At 50.2% G+C, this 15,580-nt stretch carries 16 protein-coding genes and 2 other annotated features; of the genes, 14 read left to right on the top strand and 2 right to left on the bottom strand.

What is annotated here, in order from left to right; translation table 11 throughout:
- Positions 1-81 precede the first annotated feature (81 nt).
- Positions 82-990 carry a Ku protein gene (locus tag GUA98_RS11285; RefSeq protein WP_193723065.1) on the bottom strand — a complete coding sequence of 303 codons (909 nt, stop codon included), beginning with the start codon at positions 988-990 and terminating at the stop codon, positions 82-84.
- A gap of 196 nt (positions 991-1,186) precedes the next feature.
- Between GUA98_RS11285 and GUA98_RS29535 the strand changes: the two genes are divergently transcribed.
- The 7 genes from GUA98_RS29535 to GUA98_RS11250 all read left to right on the top strand — a co-directional run bounded on the left by GUA98_RS29535 (position 1,187) and on the right by GUA98_RS11250 (position 7,341).
- Complete coding sequence (locus tag GUA98_RS29535; protein WP_227779581.1) at positions 1,187-1,483, top strand: hypothetical protein; 297 nt, start codon at positions 1,187-1,189, stop codon at positions 1,481-1,483.
- 4 nt (positions 1,484-1,487) lie between these two features.
- The gene (locus GUA98_RS11275) at positions 1,488-1,664 is read left to right on the top strand and encodes an H-type small acid-soluble spore protein (protein WP_193723419.1); all 177 of its coding nucleotides are present in this window, start codon (positions 1,488-1,490) and stop codon (positions 1,662-1,664) included.
- Between the two features lie 195 nt (positions 1,665-1,859).
- Positions 1,860-2,345, top strand: a complete 486-nt coding sequence (tsaE, locus tag GUA98_RS11270) for a tRNA (adenosine(37)-N6)-threonylcarbamoyltransferase complex ATPase subunit type 1 TsaE (protein ID WP_193723064.1) — start codon at positions 1,860-1,862, stop codon at positions 2,343-2,345.
- Entirely contained in the window at positions 2,345-3,196 is an 852-nt protein-coding gene (gene tsaB / locus GUA98_RS11265) for a tRNA (adenosine(37)-N6)-threonylcarbamoyltransferase complex dimerization subunit type 1 TsaB (protein ID WP_193723418.1), read from the top strand. The genes tsaE and tsaB overlap by 1 nt, the downstream gene beginning before the upstream one ends.
- Before the next feature lie 18 nt (positions 3,197-3,214).
- Entirely contained in the window at positions 3,215-3,736 is a 522-nt protein-coding gene (rimI, locus tag GUA98_RS11260) for a ribosomal protein S18-alanine N-acetyltransferase (protein WP_167301687.1), read from the top strand.
- On the top strand, positions 3,733-4,788 hold the full coding sequence (gene tsaD / locus GUA98_RS11255) for a tRNA (adenosine(37)-N6)-threonylcarbamoyltransferase complex transferase subunit TsaD (protein WP_397332466.1): 1,056 nt from the start codon (positions 3,733-3,735) through the stop codon (positions 4,786-4,788). Before rimI ends, tsaD begins: the two co-directional genes overlap by 4 nt.
- 85 nt (positions 4,789-4,873) lie before the next feature.
- Positions 4,874-5,232: a binding site (T-box leader), on the top strand.
- 53 nt (positions 5,233-5,285) lie between these two features.
- Positions 5,286-5,594 (top strand) — a binding site (T-box leader).
- A gap of 190 nt (positions 5,595-5,784) precedes the next feature.
- Complete coding sequence (locus tag GUA98_RS11250) at positions 5,785-7,341, top strand: 2-isopropylmalate synthase (protein ID WP_153977307.1); 1,557 nt, start codon at positions 5,785-5,787, stop codon at positions 7,339-7,341.
- Between the two features lie 572 nt (positions 7,342-7,913).
- Here the strand turns inward: GUA98_RS11250 and GUA98_RS11245 are convergent.
- Positions 7,914-9,869 carry an ABC-F family ATP-binding cassette domain-containing protein gene (locus GUA98_RS11245; RefSeq protein ID WP_193723063.1) on the bottom strand — a complete coding sequence of 652 codons (1,956 nt, stop codon included), beginning with the start codon at positions 9,867-9,869 and terminating at the stop codon, positions 7,914-7,916.
- A gap of 282 nt (positions 9,870-10,151) precedes the next feature.
- Here GUA98_RS11245 and GUA98_RS11240 point away from each other — a divergent pair, with 282 nt between their 5' ends.
- From GUA98_RS11240 to groL, 7 genes are all read left to right on the top strand, one after another.
- Positions 10,152-10,775 carry a 5-formyltetrahydrofolate cyclo-ligase gene (locus GUA98_RS11240; protein ID WP_193723062.1) on the top strand — a complete coding sequence of 208 codons (624 nt, stop codon included), beginning with the start codon at positions 10,152-10,154 and terminating at the stop codon, positions 10,773-10,775.
- A 9-nt stretch (positions 10,776-10,784) separates the two neighbouring features.
- On the top strand, positions 10,785-11,297 hold the full coding sequence (gene moaC, locus GUA98_RS11235; protein ID WP_095360672.1) for a cyclic pyranopterin monophosphate synthase MoaC: 513 nt from the start codon (positions 10,785-10,787) through the stop codon (positions 11,295-11,297).
- Positions 11,298-11,334: 37 nt separating this feature from the next.
- Positions 11,335-11,820, top strand: a complete 486-nt coding sequence (locus GUA98_RS11230) for a molybdenum cofactor biosynthesis protein B (protein WP_095289023.1) — start codon at positions 11,335-11,337, stop codon at positions 11,818-11,820.
- 189 nt (positions 11,821-12,009) lie between these two features.
- Positions 12,010-12,264 carry a twin-arginine translocase TatA/TatE family subunit gene (gene tatA / locus GUA98_RS11225; protein WP_193723061.1) on the top strand — a complete coding sequence of 85 codons (255 nt, stop codon included), beginning with the start codon at positions 12,010-12,012 and terminating at the stop codon, positions 12,262-12,264.
- Between the two features lie 77 nt (positions 12,265-12,341).
- A complete protein-coding gene (gene tatC / locus GUA98_RS11220) occupies positions 12,342-13,124 on the top strand; it encodes a twin-arginine translocase subunit TatC (RefSeq protein WP_193723060.1) in 783 nt (260 codons plus the stop codon).
- A gap of 393 nt (positions 13,125-13,517) precedes the next feature.
- Positions 13,518-13,799 carry a co-chaperone GroES gene (groES, locus tag GUA98_RS11215; protein WP_153977313.1) on the top strand — a complete coding sequence of 94 codons (282 nt, stop codon included), beginning with the start codon at positions 13,518-13,520 and terminating at the stop codon, positions 13,797-13,799.
- A gap of 71 nt (positions 13,800-13,870) precedes the next feature.
- Positions 13,871-15,502, top strand: coding sequence for a chaperonin GroEL (groL, locus tag GUA98_RS11210; RefSeq protein WP_095289026.1), 1,632 nt, complete (start codon positions 13,871-13,873; stop codon positions 15,500-15,502).
- Positions 15,503-15,580 lie beyond the last annotated feature (78 nt).

Genomic DNA, 15,580 nt, shown 5'->3' with positions numbered 1-15,580 from the left:
ATACTAGGACATGAGGGCTTATAAAAAAATAAAATCCGGCTAACGGAGCCGGATGGGTCATATCGTAAATATTTTTGTTCGTTATGATTTGGACTTGGAAGCGGCTCTTTTCTTTTTGGGTGGAGCTGCTTCGGTATCGCTTCCGACCACGGCTTGCACAGCTGTCTTTTTGGGAGCGCGTTTTTTGGGTTTGGCTGTTGTTGTTCCCGGGTCAGCAGGAATAGGCTTGACTGCCTCAATGCTGGCTTGAAGGGCTGCCATCAGATCCATGACATTCGCTTCCGGTTTAGCCGGCGCAATCTTGATCTCTTCACCCGCTACTTTGTGATTGATGAGATCCAGCAGTTTATTGCGGTAATCGTCTGTATATTTGCCGGGTTCAAAAGGTGTGGACAGTTGATCAATCAGCAGCTTCGCCATCGTCAATTCCTTGTCATTGACATTTTGAGCTTCCGGCAAGTTTGGTACTTGTGAGACCGGACGAATCTCATCCGGATAGAAGATGGTTTCCATGGAGAGACAATCCTCCAGTACCCGAATGGCAGCGAGGCTGCTTTTGGAACGAATGGAGACCTTGGCGATGCCGATTTTGCCGGTATCCCGCATGGCTGTCATCAGCAGCTGATAAGCGTTACCGCCGGCCTGATCGGGAGAGAGGTAATATGTTTTTTGAAAATAGATGGGATCGATCTCCGTCAAATCCACAAAATCCAGGATGGTGATGGTCTTGCTGGCTGAATCATTCAGGGCTTCCAGCTCGTCTTTTTCGAAGAGCACAAATTTTCCTTTTTCGTATTCATACCCTTTCGTAATTTCTTCCCACTTCACATCCACTTCACAGGAAGGACATTGACGGACGTAAGCGAGCGGGCTGCCGCAGACTTTATGGATGTAGCGCATGGAGATGTCTTTGTCTTCAGTAGCCGAGAACATCTTGACAGGGACGTGCACGAGACCGAAGCTGATTGCACCTTTCCAGACCGTATGCATGGGTCGGCTCCTTTCCGAGGTACCTTTTTATGATGTAGTATGGGCATTTCTGTGACTGGATAATCGCTTACAGGATGAATTCGTATGGTTCGGGCTGACTGGGGGATGATAACAGAAACATGCTTGAACACGGTATTGAGTCTTAAGCATGTGATTCAGGAAGTGGATGACATCGAACAACCTGGGAGGTACCGAAATGAAGAACAGTAGGGATGAAGAAGAAGCGCACAAACATGCCTTTTCTCCATATCCCATTGACGGGGCAGAGGATTCTGAAGAAGTTTACACGCCAGCTGCTGCGGTGAACTGGGAAGCGGTGACTTCCGAGAAGCTGCCACTTGATCGGGAGTCCTTCATGCTCGACATTGACCGGATGGTGAATGAAGGGTTAGGTGGAGGCCAGGTTACCGAGGATAACGGGTATATTGGTGAGAGTACGACGGACACGATGATTCGTGAACCACATGATGATCCGGAAGGAGAGTATGAATAACATGATGGATGCAAAACGTGCCAAGGCGATTTACGATTCCAAGGATACAATTGCGGTTACCCTGGAGGGAGATCCGGTTTGGATTGAACATGTGGACGAAGCGAACGGAATGGCTACCGTTCAGGTAGGCAGCAGACCGGGAAATACGCAGACCGTGCGTGTGGACCGCCTGGAAGAGTAGGAACTTAACGAAGATAACGTTAAATACAGGATGTTGCAGGAAGGCCGGTGCCGTCAGGTGCCGGTTTATTTGATTTTATGATCTGCCAATGTAGCTTTTGCTGTTCATCCCTGATGCTTGCGGGGGGAGAAAGGGACCGATATAATAAGGTTCAAAGTGAACTCAGGCGGCTGACCGCCAAAGGTGGGGCGTATATTGAACAAAACGCATGAGCAGTGGGAGTTTGAGTCCCATGGCATTGCAGATACAGAGGCGCTTGCGTCCGCACTTGCTGAACAGGCAATTGCCGGAATGGTGATTGCACTTGATGGTGATTTGGGCGCGGGCAAAACGGCATTTTCACAGAAGTTTGCCTGGCATTTGGGTATCCGTGAAGTGGTGAACAGTCCCACGTTTACGTTAATTAAGGAATATGAAGGGCGTTTGCCTTTATATCACATGGATGTGTATCGTATTTCACTGGAAGAAGCGGACGAGCTTGGGCTGGATGAATACTTCTATGGAGCCGGAGTCAGTCTGGTGGAGTGGTCCAGTATCATTCCCGAACTGCTGCCGGAGGACCATTTGCATGTACAGATTGAAACAACCGGTCCGGAGGATCGCAAGATTACGCTGGATGGATACGGTGAGACTTATGCCGCCATGTGCCGGCAGTTCAGACAGAATGGAGTCAATAGATGATGGAAGATTTACAAAAAAAGCCGCGTCAGCGGTTTTTGGCGTTGGATACGTCCACCGCGGTGATGGCTGCCTCGGTGATGGAAGATCACGCCTTGCTGGAGGAGCGCAATGAACGTGCCGAACGGAATCACTCCGTGCATGTCGTGCCTGTAATGGAGCAGCTGCTGGCAGCAAGCAGCACTGCACCTGGCCAGCTGGACGGCATTGCCGTAGGCATCGGCCCAGGCTCATACACAGGTATCCGCATTGCGGTAACGGCGGCGAAAACACTCGCCTGGGCATGGGACATCCCCGTTGCCGGGGTGTCCAGCCTGCAGGCGATGGCCTGGGGCGGCTGGCATCGCGGCCTCGCGGCCAAAGCCGAAGCTGCGGCAAATGAACCTGCCGCAGCAGGGGCTGGCGGAACGCCATCCGCGGACCAGGGCGGCACAGGTGCCGCCCCTGTCCACTGGATCGTTCCGCTCGTGGATGCGCGGCGCGGTCAGGCGTACACCGCGCTGTTCGCCTCCGCCGGGAGCGATGCGCCCCGGCGGCTTGCGCCAGATGCCATCCGCATGATGGACGGATGGCTGGAAGCTCTCGCCGCCCGCATGGCGGAGGCGGCGCCGGAAGAGCGGCCCGCAGCCGTCTGGATTGTCGGCGAGACGGGCCCGCATGCGGCAGCAGCGGCTGAGCTCCGCTGCCCAGCAGGTACGGCGCTCCAGCTCGTACCCTATGAGCTGGAAGGCCGCTGGATCGGGCGCCTTGGCGCCGAAGCGCTGCTTGCAGGGCAGCGCGATGATGTGCATGCGCTGGTGCCGAACTACACCCAGCTGGCCGAGGCGGAAGCCAATCTACTGCGCAAAGGCTGAAAGAAGGGTGGCGAGCGGATGGACGAGATGGAAGGTTACGGACAGGATGCAGCACTTCAGTTCAGACTCATGACATTGAACGACATTCCGGATGTTATGGTGATTGAACATGAGGCATTTACGATGCCCTGGACGGAAGAAGCATTTCGAAACGAATTAACGAATAATCATTTTGCCAAATATATGGTCATGGAACTGGAAGGCAGAGCTATCGGATATGCAGGGATGTGGACCATCATGGATGAGGCCCATATTACCAACATTGCCGTAAGAGAGGCCTACAGGGGTCGCAAGCTTGGCGAGAAACTGCTGGATGAGCTTATGAGAACAGCGGCATATCTTGGCATGGAGCGAATGACGCTGGAAGTGAGGGTATCGAACCTGGTTGCCCAGCGTTTGTATGAGAAAAAAGGGTTTGAATCGGCAGGTCTTCGCAAAGGGTATTACTCCGACAATCAGGAGGATGCGATGATTATGTGGGCGAATTTGCCGCCTGCAGGCCGGAGCGGCGAAGAGGAAGGAAGCGTAACGGATTCATGAGCGAAATGAGTGAACAACAACAATCGGGTCCATCCTATATTTTGGCGGTGGAGACCAGCTGTGATGAAACATCGGTTGCCGTGGTCAAGGATGGGCAGGAAGTGCTGTCCAACCTGATCTCGAGTCAGATTGAGACACATAAGGCGTTTGGCGGAGTGGTGCCTGAGGTTGCTTCACGTAAACATGTTGAAGTGATTACCTTGATGATGGAACAGGCGATTGAACAATCCGGTATCCGTCCAAGAGACCTGAGCGCGATTGCCGTAACGCAGGGACCTGGTCTGGTGGGGGCATTGCTGGTAGGTATCGTTGCGGCCAAAACGCTAGCCATGGCACTGGGCAAACCGCTGATTGGCACGCATCATATTGCTGGCCATATCTATGCCAACCGGCTTACACATGAATTGCAATATCCTGCGATGGCTCTGGTGGTGTCGGGTGGACATACGGAGCTTGTGCATATGGAATCCGAGGGTAAGTTCAAGCTGATTGGCCGTACGCGGGATGATGCCGTAGGTGAGGCTTATGACAAGGTAGCACGTGCCTTGGGATGCCCGTATCCGGGGGGCCCTCATGTGGACCGGATGGCGTCTGAAGCAGAACAGGTTGTGCCGTTACCTCGGGTGTGGCTGGAAGCGGGTTCTTATGATTTCAGTCTCAGTGGATTGAAATCGGCTGTGCTGAACGCACTCAATCAGGCCAAAATGCGTGGAGAAACGCTGGAACCGTCTGCTGTGGCGCGTGGGTTCCAGGAAGCTGTAGTGGAAGTTTTGGTAGAGAAGGCGGTGCGAGCCGTTCGTGAATACGGATCACGCCAGCTTTTGCTGTGCGGAGGTGTTGCGGCTAACCGCGGTTTACGCTCGGCTCTGCAGGAGCGATGTGCCAAGGAAGGGCTCGAATTGCTGATTCCGCCGATGGAGTACTGTACGGATAATGCAGCGATGATCGGAGCTGCCGCTTATTTGAAATGGCAGCGGGGTGAAATCTCTGAATTCGATGCCAAGGCAGATCCGGGATTATCCTTGGAGGCATGGTCTGTTCAGTCTGTGTAGTCAATGTTGGAATTAAGAGTTGACAGCAGCATGTGAAGAATGTATATTAGTTACAAATTTAAACAGGATATTGAAGTCCTGAACCGAAAACGCAATGAACAGGAATAGTAAGGTTAATCCGGGTCTTAGAGAGCTGCGGGATGGTGAAACGCAGTCGAAGGAAACCAGAAACTCGCCTGGAAGCGGAACGATGGAACACGGAAACTCCACAGGAGGATCCGAAGGCCGAATCGGTCATAAGAAAGTACATCGTTACGGATTGCCTCCGTGATTGGGCCGTTGCCGTGCAGATGACCTGAATGTCAGGTAAGAACTCGGCAATAACGAAGGGGATTTTTCATCCTTGAGGAAATAGATCCGTATGGACGCATACGGAGGCTGCCTTGGGAGCATGGAAAGTCAACAAGAGTGGTACCGCGATGGCTACAGCCTGTCGTCTCTTGCATTATTGCGAGAGATGGCAGGCTTTTTTTGATTGAACAAAAGGGTTACATACGATAAATGTAATGAACGGGAGCAGTAAAACGATGAAGCGCTCAGAGAGCTGCGGGGTGGTGCGACGCAGTGGCTGGAATCGTTTGAATCTCGCCCGGGAACGGAGCTGTGGAACCAGGAAGTCCTGTGTACACAGCAACGGCTGACCACCGTTATAAGGTGTTTCTCCAGATTGCTCCATCAAGCAGCGCTATGAACAACAGGGCAGTGATGGTGAGTCCGGAGACGACGAGGTGGATGATGTCTGGCGCAAGCCGGAATCGTCAAGCAAGAGTGGTACCGCGGAGGGGATATAACCCGCCGTCTCTTAGATGAGATGGCGGGTTATTTGTTTTGCTGCCGGCAGCAAATGGGTGGGTGTGGAAGCGTATCGTATAAGAATGGTGAGCAGGAATTGAATTCAGGAGTGCAAGTCGACGTGCACTCAGGAGAGAAAAAAACTGCATGGATAATGTTTATCATAGAATACACATACATTGAAATTAATGGAGGCGGAGTATAATGACAACGGAAATGAACAAGCGGAAAATTGAGATTTTTGATACCACACTGCGTGATGGAGAACAGGCACCTGGCGCCAGTCTGCAGCCGGAACAAAAAATTGAGCTGGCTCACCAGCTGGCTGCGCTTGGCATTGACGTCATTGAGCCTGGATTCCCGATCTCCAGCCCAGGGGAGTTCGCGGCGGTTCAGGCGATATCCAGACAACTGCAAAACGTGGAAATTTGTGGGTTCGCCCGTGCAGTCAAAGGAGACATAGACGCTGCAGTAAAAGCGACAGCTGATGCTGCACGACGCCGGATTCACCTGTTCATCTCTTCTTCAGATATCCACATTGAGCACCAATTGCGCCGTCCACGCAGTGAGGTTGTCGCTACTGCACGGGAGATGGTGTCCTATGCACGCCAGTTTACCGACATTGTGGAATTCACGGCGATGGATGCAGCCCGGACCAAAATGGATGACCTGATCGAGATGATTGAGGTAGCTATTGAAGCTGGGGCCAGCATCATCAATCTGCCGGATACCGTCGGTTACGCGCTGCCGCATGAATACGGAGAGATGTTCCGCCGTGTCCGCGAGGGGGCCAGAGGTGGCGATCAAGTACGGTATAGCGCCCACTGTCATAATGATCTGGGACTTGCAGTGGCCAACAGTTTGGCTGCGATTGCGAACGGGGCTTCCCAGATCGAAGTAACGATCAACGGAATTGGTGAGCGTACAGGTAACTGTGCATTGGAGGAGCTGATCATGGCACTGGAGACACGAGGAGATGCCATTGGTGCCACAACGAATATCAAATTGAATCAGCTATACGAGACGTCCCGCCAGATCAGCCGGGCCATGCACTTCCCGATTGCTTACAATAAGCCGGTGGTCGGACGCAATGCGTTCCAGCATGAATCGGGAATTCACCAGGATGGACTACTGAAGAATCGGAATACCTATGAAATCATGGACCCTGAAGCGTTGGGTATTCCGCGCAGCATGATCATTCTGGGAAAACATTCGGGTCGTCACGCCCTGAAAGACCGTGTTCGCAAGTACGGTTTCGAACCGGATGAGCAGCAAATGGAACAATTGTACGAAGTGTTCAAGGAAACCGCCGACAAGCAAAAAGTGGTCAGTGACGATCAGCTGCTGCAAATGGTCAGCCAGACGATGAACATTCCTGCGCAGGATTATGAGCTGGTTGAACTGCAGGTAACGGCAGGCAGCATGACAGACCGGATGGCAGCCGTTCGGATCCGGACAGGTGCGGGCGAACAGACGTATTCTGCCGTTGGCAGCGGACCGGTAGAAGCAGCCATTCGTGCGATCGGTCAGAGCATTTCCGATGATATCAGCTTCGTGGATATGGAAATCCATGCGCTGAGCGGAGGAGAAGAGGCGACAGCAGAGGCGGCTGTTGCTGTGGAACGTGCAGGACGGGAATTCAGAGGAACAGCTACGCACAATGATATTGTTATGGCAGCAGGTCTTGCTTATGTGGCAGCATGTAACGCTGCGGGACTCAAGGCAGAGTCAACGGAAAGTGACAAGTCTGTGCACGTATAGAAAAGGTTGAATAAGCAAGGTAAAAGAGCAAAGTGAGTTATCAGAAATCGAAAAGCAGACCTAGGATTGGAAGGTCTGCTTTTGTCTGATTATGTGAGATAATCTATATAAGTAAAAAGCGATCTGTCAAGGTGTGATTATAGTTATCCACATATTCAGGGTAATTTGTGGGTAACTGAACGAAAGTCAATCCAGCAATGTTTTCGAAACTAAAAGGGTTTAGGGGATAGTATTCACCCCTTGTATCCACAAAGTTGTGGATAACGTGGATAACTTGGTGGATAAATATGGTTTTTGTTCAAAAATGCGATTCTACCGCTGTATAATTAACTTCATTAATCTGCTTGCTATCTTGCTTTTCTGTGGATAAATATGAAATGGAGTAGAGTGAAAATATTTTTCACAATTCGAGTAAATTTGACAAATGCAAAATCTCTAAATTAATCTCTGAAGCGATTCATATAAAAAACAAAAAAGCCGATCCGGTCAAGGAGTCGGCTTTTCCGATTTTCGTTTTTACTAACTGAACTTGCACATGAGCCCAATACTACGGATGCTGACGAGGTGCGAAATCAAGACTCAAGCGCGAGGATTTCCCAATCTTCATACGCTTTGGCCAGCTGGTGCTTCCGTGCTTCCGCGTCTCCCTGAAGCTCCTGCAGCTTCATGTAATCCTGAAACACCTCTGGAAGGGCCATCTGGGCTTCGAGCTCCGTAATTTCCGTTTCCAGCTGGGCAATCTGTTGTTCGAGGGCTTCCTGTTTCCGCTGCCGATTACGCTCCTCACGCTTGGCCTGCTTGTCTGCTTCGAATGAGGCGGCTCCGGATTTCTCGGTTGGTTCCTGATCGGGTTTCACAGACCGCTTAGAGGAAGAGAGAGCTGCTTCTTCAGCTTCGCGTGCGATGTCCTCAAGCTCCTGCTTCTTTTCAATATAGTCATCATAGTTTCCGAGGTAATGCTCGGTTCCTCCAGGATGCAGCTCCACGATCCGTTCAGCCATTTTGTTAAGGAAATACCGGTCATGAGAGATGAACAGCAGTGTGCCCTCATAATCCATGAGCGCTGCTTCCAATACTTCTTTCGCGAAAAGGTCGAGATGGTTGGTAGGCTCATCGAGAATCAGCATGTTGGCTTCCTTGAGCATGAGCTTGGAGAGGGAGACACGAGCCTTCTCACCGCCACTCAGCGAGGAGATCTTTTTGAGTACATCGTCTCCGCTGAACAGGAAGTTGCCAAGCACGGTGCGAATTCTTGCTTCCTCCATGCCGGGATAAGCGCTCCACAGTTCCTCCAGAACCGTATTGTTGGGGTTTAGACCCGTTTGCTCCTGATCATAATAGCCGATCTGCACCTTGGTTCCCCACTGAATCTGGCCGCTTACCGGGCGCAGGCTTCCGGTGAGGCATTTCAGCATCGTGGATTTCCCGATCCCGTTCGGTCCGATCAGTGCTACCGTTTCCCCGCGTCTAAGATCGAATGAGACATTGCGAAATAATGGCGAAGCTTCATCGTAAGCGACAGATAGATCGTCCACACGAAGCACTTCCTTACCCGACATGACGGCTGTCTCAAAAGAAAAGTGAGCTTTCTTTAAGTCACCCATCGGCTTGTCCAAACGTTCCATCTTGTCCAGCGCCTTACGGCGGCTCTGAGCACGCTTTGTCGTGGATGCACGTACAATATTTTTCTGTACAAAGTCCTCCATCTTGGCGATCTCATCCTGCTGTTTCTCGTACTGTTTCATCTGACTTTCATACTCGGCTGCCTTCAGCTCCATATAACGACTGTAGTTCCCTGTGTACTTTTTGGAACGGTGCCGTTCGATCTCCACAATGGTGGTCACCAGCCGATCAAGGAAATACCGGTCATGGGATACAACTAGCAGGGCTCCTGAATAACCTCTTAGATAATCTTCCAGCCAGGTTAGGGTTGGAATGTCCAGATAGTTGGTAGGCTCGTCCAGCATGAGCAGGTCAGGTGCCTGAAGCAGGATGCGGGCAAGTGCAAGACGTGTCTTTTGTCCACCGCTTAGGGTAGCAATCGGAGTATCGGGTGAAAACTCGCCAAAGCCCATTCCGTGCAGGACGCTGCGAATGCGCGTTTCCATCGCATAACCCCCGTGGTCCTTAAACCAGTCTGATCGCTGGGCGTAGCGTTCAAGGAGGTCGGCGTACTTTTTCTCGTCCTCCATCTGGGCTGGATCGGCAATATCCTGTTCCATCTTCCGCAGCTCAGCCTCAGCCTGGGTTAGATGGGAGAATACATGCATCATCTCCTCCCAGATGGAGCGGTCGGATTGCAGACCACTGTTCTGGGCGAGATAACCCAGTGTTGTTTCTTTGGATTTGAAAATCTGTCCGCCGTCATAGGACATTTCGCCCGCAATGATTTTGAGCAGGGTAGATTTCCCCGCACCATTCACGCCCACGAGTCCGATGCGTTCACGTTCTAATATTTGTAAGTTCACGCCGTCCAGAATCGGATCGACACCATAACGTTTAATAATTCCGGATACTTGCAGCAGCATATAATTAAGTTCCTCCATAGGTCCAGTTCTTGATTAATCAACTACATTCCAGTTTACATGAAATACAGATCAAATGCACCGATAACGAGCGCCCCGGCGTGTAGTCTTTTTGTTCAATCAATGATAAACTGAAAGAAGACATGTGAATATATGAGGATTTTGCAGAAAATCACTCATTTTAATTTTTTCAACGAGACGACAACTGGTCTTAACATATAATGAATTGTTTTGAATTGACGCTTTTTTACTACCTTCCACATCAACAGGAGGTTATCCAGGAACATGCAGGACCGGACGGAACCCAAAAGCCAGCTTCGTTCCAGACTGATGAAGAGTCGTGATCTGATGGATGAGGCAATTCGGGAGCACGCCATGAGTGAAATTAGTCTTGTGGCTAAACAGGAGCTGCAGCGACTTCGGCAGGACAAGCAGAGGTTGACGATTTTCAGCTACTTGTCTTATAGAAGCGAAGCATCGACGGCCTTTCTGTTTGAGGATGGTTGGAAGCATGGTGACAGAATGTTCGCACCGAAAGTACTGGCCAATCCGGCCCGTATGGAATTAAGGCGGGTAGCCGGAGAGCACGATATTGAGCCTGGCGTATGGGGGATCCCGGAGCCCAAAGACACCTGCGAGGTGCTTCAGCGTGAGGAATGGCCGAATATTGATCTCGTCATTGTACCGGGCCTCGGATACGATCTTTATGGCGGACGAATTGGTTATGGCGGCGGTTATTATGATCGATTTGCCGAGCAGCTCGAAGCAGAGTGCTTCAAGGCAGGGAAAAGGCCGCTTCTGGCTGCACTCGTCTTGCCGGGACAACTGCAGGATGACATTCCGATGGACCCGTTTGATCTGCGTATGGATCTGTTGATGACAACCGAAGGTATACTACATATCGAATAAAGGGTTGTGATGGTATTGAACTCCAATGCAAGGAATGGATCGGATTCGAGCGAAGGCAAGCTGACACATTTTAACGAGCAGGGACGTGCCCGTATGGTGGATATTTCGGGCAAAGAGGTAACTGTGCGTACGGCAGTGGCCGTATCCAAGGTGACGATGAATCCCTCCACACTGGAAGCCATTCGGGAGGGTCGGATCGGAAAGGGCGATGTGCTCGCCGTGGCTCAAATCGCAGGAATTCAAGGTGCCAAAAAAACGTCAGACTGGATTCCGATGTGCCATCCGCTGGCACTGAATGGTGTGGATATTCGTTTTGAGGACAACGGACTGGACGAACTATCAATTCAGGTCACGGTCAAGACAGAAGGCAAAACCGGTGTCGAGATGGAGGCGCTCACGGCGGCTTCAGCAGCGGCACTGACGATCTATGACATGTGCAAAGCATTGCAAAAAGACATGATTATCGGACCAACGATGCTGCAATCCAAAAGTGGTGGCAAAAACGGTGATTTCAACCGATAAGGGACATTTATTTTCATAGAGGAGAAGGGTGATCTTTATGGTGTGGAGAACAGCAATCCTGACAGCCAGCGACAAAGGGGCCCGCGGGGAACGTGAGGATACGAGTGCACAAGTAATCCGGGAGCTAGTGGAAGAAGAACTGGGTGGGGAGATCGTGGAATACCGCATCGTTCCGGATGAACCCGATGAGATTATTGCGGCCTTGATTGAGATGACAGACTATTTCCATGCAGACCTTGTACTAACGACCGGAGGTACGGAACTCGCGATTCGTGATATTACACCGGAGGCCACGCGTCGGGTCATTGAACGTGAAGTTCCGGGAATGGCAGAAGCGATGAGATACAGCGTGATGAGCAAAAATCGTTCCGCCATGCTGTTCCGGGGCGTGTGCGGGATTCGCGGACGTACGTTGATTGTCAATTTGCCGGGTACACCGAAGGGTGTGCATGAGCATCTGGCTGCGATTATGGATCAGCTTCCCGAAGCGCTCCTGATGGTTACAGGGCAATTTAAGCAATAACGGGCAATCAACCCGGAAAGATGTAGAGTTAAAAATCGTTTCTTTTTGTACTCCTTAGTTTATTTTGCGGGTTATGTAAGTGGTTACATCTGTGGTATGATGGGCTTAATTGTAAATTACAGCAGAGTCATCTATGAGTGTAGGGCCAAGTGTACGCATCTTCCAAGCTTGAGACGAGGAGGAATATCAATGTTTAGTTCCATTGGACCAACAGGTTTTATTTTGCTGGCCGTGATCGCTTTATTGTTGTTTGGACCTAACAAGCTCCCGGAACTGGGACGTGCTGTTGGACGTACTTTCCGTGAATTCAAAGAGGGCGCACGTGAAATCATCTCTGAGGATGATTCGACCAATCGCAAAGAGCAGGAGAAATCCAAGCCGCTGGCAGTGGATAGTGAGCCTGAGCCCGCTTCCAAGCCTGTAGACAAGCGTCTGCCGGAGTAACCTGACGGCAATGAATGAGAAATCCCTTCCTGCCGGAAGGGTTTTGTATTTTAAGCTGGCAATAATGGAGGGCAGGAATGACGCAGCAGAATGAAGAAATGACCATTACGGAACATTTGAGTGAGCTGCGCAAGCGGCTGATCTATGTGTTAAGCGTTTTTGTGCTGGGCCTGGTGGCAGGATTCTTCGTAGCAGATCCGGTGTACCGCTATTTGACGAAGGCGGAATCGGCTCAGGGGTTTGTGCTGCATGCCTTCTCCTTCTGGGATGGAATAGGGATCTATATGAAGATTGCCGGCCTGTTTTCACTGATTATTACGCTGCCCTTTACGGTGTTTCAGATCTGGAAGTTTGTAAGTCCAGGCTTGCGGCCCCGTGAACGGAAAGCGACGCTGAAGTATGTACCTTATGTATTTCTGTTATTTCTCGTTGGACTGGCCTTTGCATACTATGTTGTATTTCCGATGGCACTCGCTTTCACCTCCACGATTACGGAGAAGATGGGGCTTGTGGAGACCTATGGAATGAAACAGTATTTCAGTTTCCTGTTTGGAATTGTGCTGCCGGTATCGCTGTTATTCGAGCTTCCGCTGCTCATTATGTTTCTGACAGGGCTTCGGATATTGAATCCAATCCGTCTGCGAAAGATGCGGCGGTTGGCTTATTTTGTCCTGATCTTCATCGCAGTTGTGGTGACGCCGCCGGATTTCATTTCCGATCTGCTTGTTATGATTCCGTTACTCCTGTTATATGAGATCAGTGTGTTTCTGTCTGCCATCGTATACCGCAAGCAGCTTGCGGCTGATGAAGCAGCAGAGGCGAGATATGTACGTGCCAACAATGAGCAGAGCGCAGGTTAAGTGAGCCTTCCTGTGCTCTTGTTCTTGCTGGTTTCAACTAGACTATGCCCGGTATTATGAATTGCAGAGAGATCTACGTTCTGGGACAGGCAGGCATATTTTGTTCAGCAATGGATACAATGGTGAAGGGCTGTTTAGTGATTCGTTTACAGCTAATTGGTGACTTGGTAACAGGGTTACACAAGAAGAGGTGCGGTACTGAACACACCATTTTGATGTCCTGATGTTAATGCAGCGTAAATTCTCGCATGAATTCTTCAAAAGGACTTGAAATCATGCTTCAAGTTGAGTATCATAAAGTTGGTTGTTAGCACTAAACACTGTCGAGTGCTAATACATATGGCTACAACCTACAATGCAACGTTATATAATTTCAAAAGGAGGCTATTTTTCATGATCAGACCTTTAGGTGAACGCGTATTGGTAGAACCACTGGAGCAAGAGCAAACAACTTCTTTCGGGATCGTACTTCCGGACTCTGCTAAAGAAAAACCGCAAGAGGGCAGAATTATTGCCGTTGGAGCGGGTGCACTGAAAGACGGCGTACGTGTAGCTCTGGAAGTGAAAGAAGGAGATCGCGTAATCTTCTCCAAATATGCCGGAACAGAAATCAAATTCGAAGGTAAAGAATATTTGATTATGAAAGAGAGCGATATCCACGCGATTCTCGACTAATTCAAATTTAATCGGTTAACCGAACCATATAGCAAGATCATTTTACAATATACTAGGGAGGTTTTCTTACCATGGCTAAAGACATTAAATTTAGTGAAGACGCTCGTCGCTCCATGCTTCGCGGTGTGGATGCATTGGCTAACGCAGTAAAAGTAACGCTCGGTCCTAAAGGCCGTAACGTGGTTTTGGAGAAAAAATTCGGAAGCCCGCTCATCACGAATGACGGTGTAACCATCGCTAAAGAAATCGAACTGGAAGATGCATTCGAGAACATGGGTGCACAACTGGTTAAAGAAGTAGCAACCAAAACAAACGATGTTGCTGGTGACGGTACTACAACAGCGACTGTACTTGCTCAAGCATTGATCACAGAAGGTCTGAAAAACGTAACTGCAGGCGCTAGCCCAATCGGTATCCGTAAAGGGATCGACAAAGCGGTTAAAGCTGCGGTTGCTGAACTTCAATCCATCTCCAAACCGGTAGAAGGCAAACAATCCATCGCACAAGTTGCTGCAATCTCTGCAGCTGACGAAGAAGTAGGCGAACTGATCGCTGAAGCTATGGAAAAAGTGGGCAAAGACGGCGTAATCACTGTTGAAGAATCCCGTGGATTCGCAACGGAGCTGGAAGTGGTTGAAGGTATGCAATTCGACCGCGGTTACATCTCTCCATACATGATCACGGATACGGACAAAATGGAAGCTGTTCTGGACAACCCGTACATCCTGATCACAGATAAAAAAATCTCCAGCACACAGGACATCCTGCCATTGCTTGAGAAAATCGTACAACAAGGCAAACCGCTCGTATTGATCGCTGAAGATATCGAAGGCGAAGCACTGGCGATGCTGGTTGTGAACAAACTGCGTGGTACATTCAACGCTGTAGCGGTTAAAGCTCCTGGCTTTGGTGACCGTCGTAAAGCAATGCTGCAAGATATCGCAGCCCTCACTGGTGGCCAAGTGATCACGGAAGAACTGGGTCTGGACCTGAAATCCGCTGTTGTGGAACAACTGGGTACAGCTCGTCAAATCCGTGTAACTAAAGAAAACACAATCATCGTTGACGGTGCTGGTAACAAATCCGATATCGATGCTCGTGTTAGCCAAATCCGTACACAATTGGAAGAAACAACTTCCGAGTTCGACAAAGAGAAACTGCAAGAGCGTCTGGCTAAATTGTCCGGCGGCGTAGCGGTAATCAAAGTCGGTGCGGCTACTGAAACAGAATTGAAAGAACGCAAACTGCGTATCGAAGATGCCCTGAACGCAACTCGCGCTGCGGTTGAAGAAGGTATCGTATCCGGTGGTGGTACTGCGCTCCTGAACGTATATCAAGCGGTTGCTGGTGTAGCTCTGTCCGGTGACGAGCAAACAGGTGTGAACATCGTGCTGAAAGCACTGGAATCACCAATCCGCACAATCGCAGCTAACGCTGGCGAAGAAGGTTCCGTCATCGTGGAACGTCTGAAAAAAGAGCAAGTAGGCGTAGGTTACAACGCAGCTACTGGCGAGTGGGTTAACATGATCGAAGCAGGTATCGTTGACCCTGCGAAAGTAACTCGTTCTGCTCTGCAAAACGCTGCTTCCGTAGCAGCAATGTTCTTGACTACTGAAGCGGTTATCGCTGACAAGCCAGAACCTGCAGGCGCTGCTGGCGCTCCTGATATGGGCGGCATGGGTGGAATGGGTGGAATGATGTAAGTAAAGGTTTAACAACCTTTATGAATCATCTAGCAACTCATATCCATGAGTAGAAGAAGGCCCCGAGAGATGTACACT

The sequence above is a fragment of the Paenibacillus sp. P13VS genome, assembly GCF_015143645.1.
Lineage (GTDB): Bacteria > Bacillota > Bacilli > Paenibacillales > Paenibacillaceae > Paenibacillus > Paenibacillus xylanilyticus_A.
Note: the sequence above shows the minus strand (reverse complement) of the source record. Positions and strands in the feature narration are given on the sequence as shown.

Excerpts from the sequence above, each read along its gene's own strand:
- moaC (WP_095360672.1), top strand. The coding sequence starts at position 10,785 with ATGGTATTGAACTCCAATGCAAGGAATGGATCGGATTCGAGCGAAGGC.
- GUA98_RS11285 (WP_193723065.1), bottom strand. The coding sequence starts at position 990 with ATGCATACGGTCTGGAAAGGTGCAATCAGCTTCGGTCTCGTGCACGTC.
- GUA98_RS11250 (WP_153977307.1), top strand. The coding sequence starts at position 5,785 with ATGACAACGGAAATGAACAAGCGGAAAATTGAGATTTTTGATACCACA.
- GUA98_RS29535 (WP_227779581.1), top strand. The coding sequence starts at position 1,187 with ATGAAGAACAGTAGGGATGAAGAAGAAGCGCACAAACATGCCTTTTCT.
- groES (WP_153977313.1), top strand. The coding sequence starts at position 13,518 with ATGATCAGACCTTTAGGTGAACGCGTATTGGTAGAACCACTGGAGCAA.
- groL (WP_095289026.1), top strand. The coding sequence starts at position 13,871 with ATGGCTAAAGACATTAAATTTAGTGAAGACGCTCGTCGCTCCATGCTT.
- GUA98_RS11230 (WP_095289023.1), top strand. The coding sequence starts at position 11,335 with ATGGTGTGGAGAACAGCAATCCTGACAGCCAGCGACAAAGGGGCCCGC.
- GUA98_RS11275 (WP_193723419.1), top strand. The coding sequence starts at position 1,488 with ATGGATGCAAAACGTGCCAAGGCGATTTACGATTCCAAGGATACAATT.
- GUA98_RS11245 (WP_193723063.1), bottom strand. The coding sequence starts at position 9,869 with ATGCTGCTGCAAGTATCCGGAATTATTAAACGTTATGGTGTCGATCCG.
- tsaD (WP_397332466.1), top strand. The coding sequence starts at position 3,733 with ATGAGCGAAATGAGTGAACAACAACAATCGGGTCCATCCTATATTTTG.
- tsaB (WP_193723418.1), top strand. The coding sequence starts at position 2,345 with ATGGAAGATTTACAAAAAAAGCCGCGTCAGCGGTTTTTGGCGTTGGAT.
- GUA98_RS11240 (WP_193723062.1), top strand. The coding sequence starts at position 10,152 with ATGCAGGACCGGACGGAACCCAAAAGCCAGCTTCGTTCCAGACTGATG.
- tatC (WP_193723060.1), top strand. The coding sequence starts at position 12,342 with ATGACGCAGCAGAATGAAGAAATGACCATTACGGAACATTTGAGTGAG.
- tatA (WP_193723061.1), top strand. The coding sequence starts at position 12,010 with ATGTTTAGTTCCATTGGACCAACAGGTTTTATTTTGCTGGCCGTGATC.
- rimI (WP_167301687.1), top strand. The coding sequence starts at position 3,215 with ATGGACGAGATGGAAGGTTACGGACAGGATGCAGCACTTCAGTTCAGA.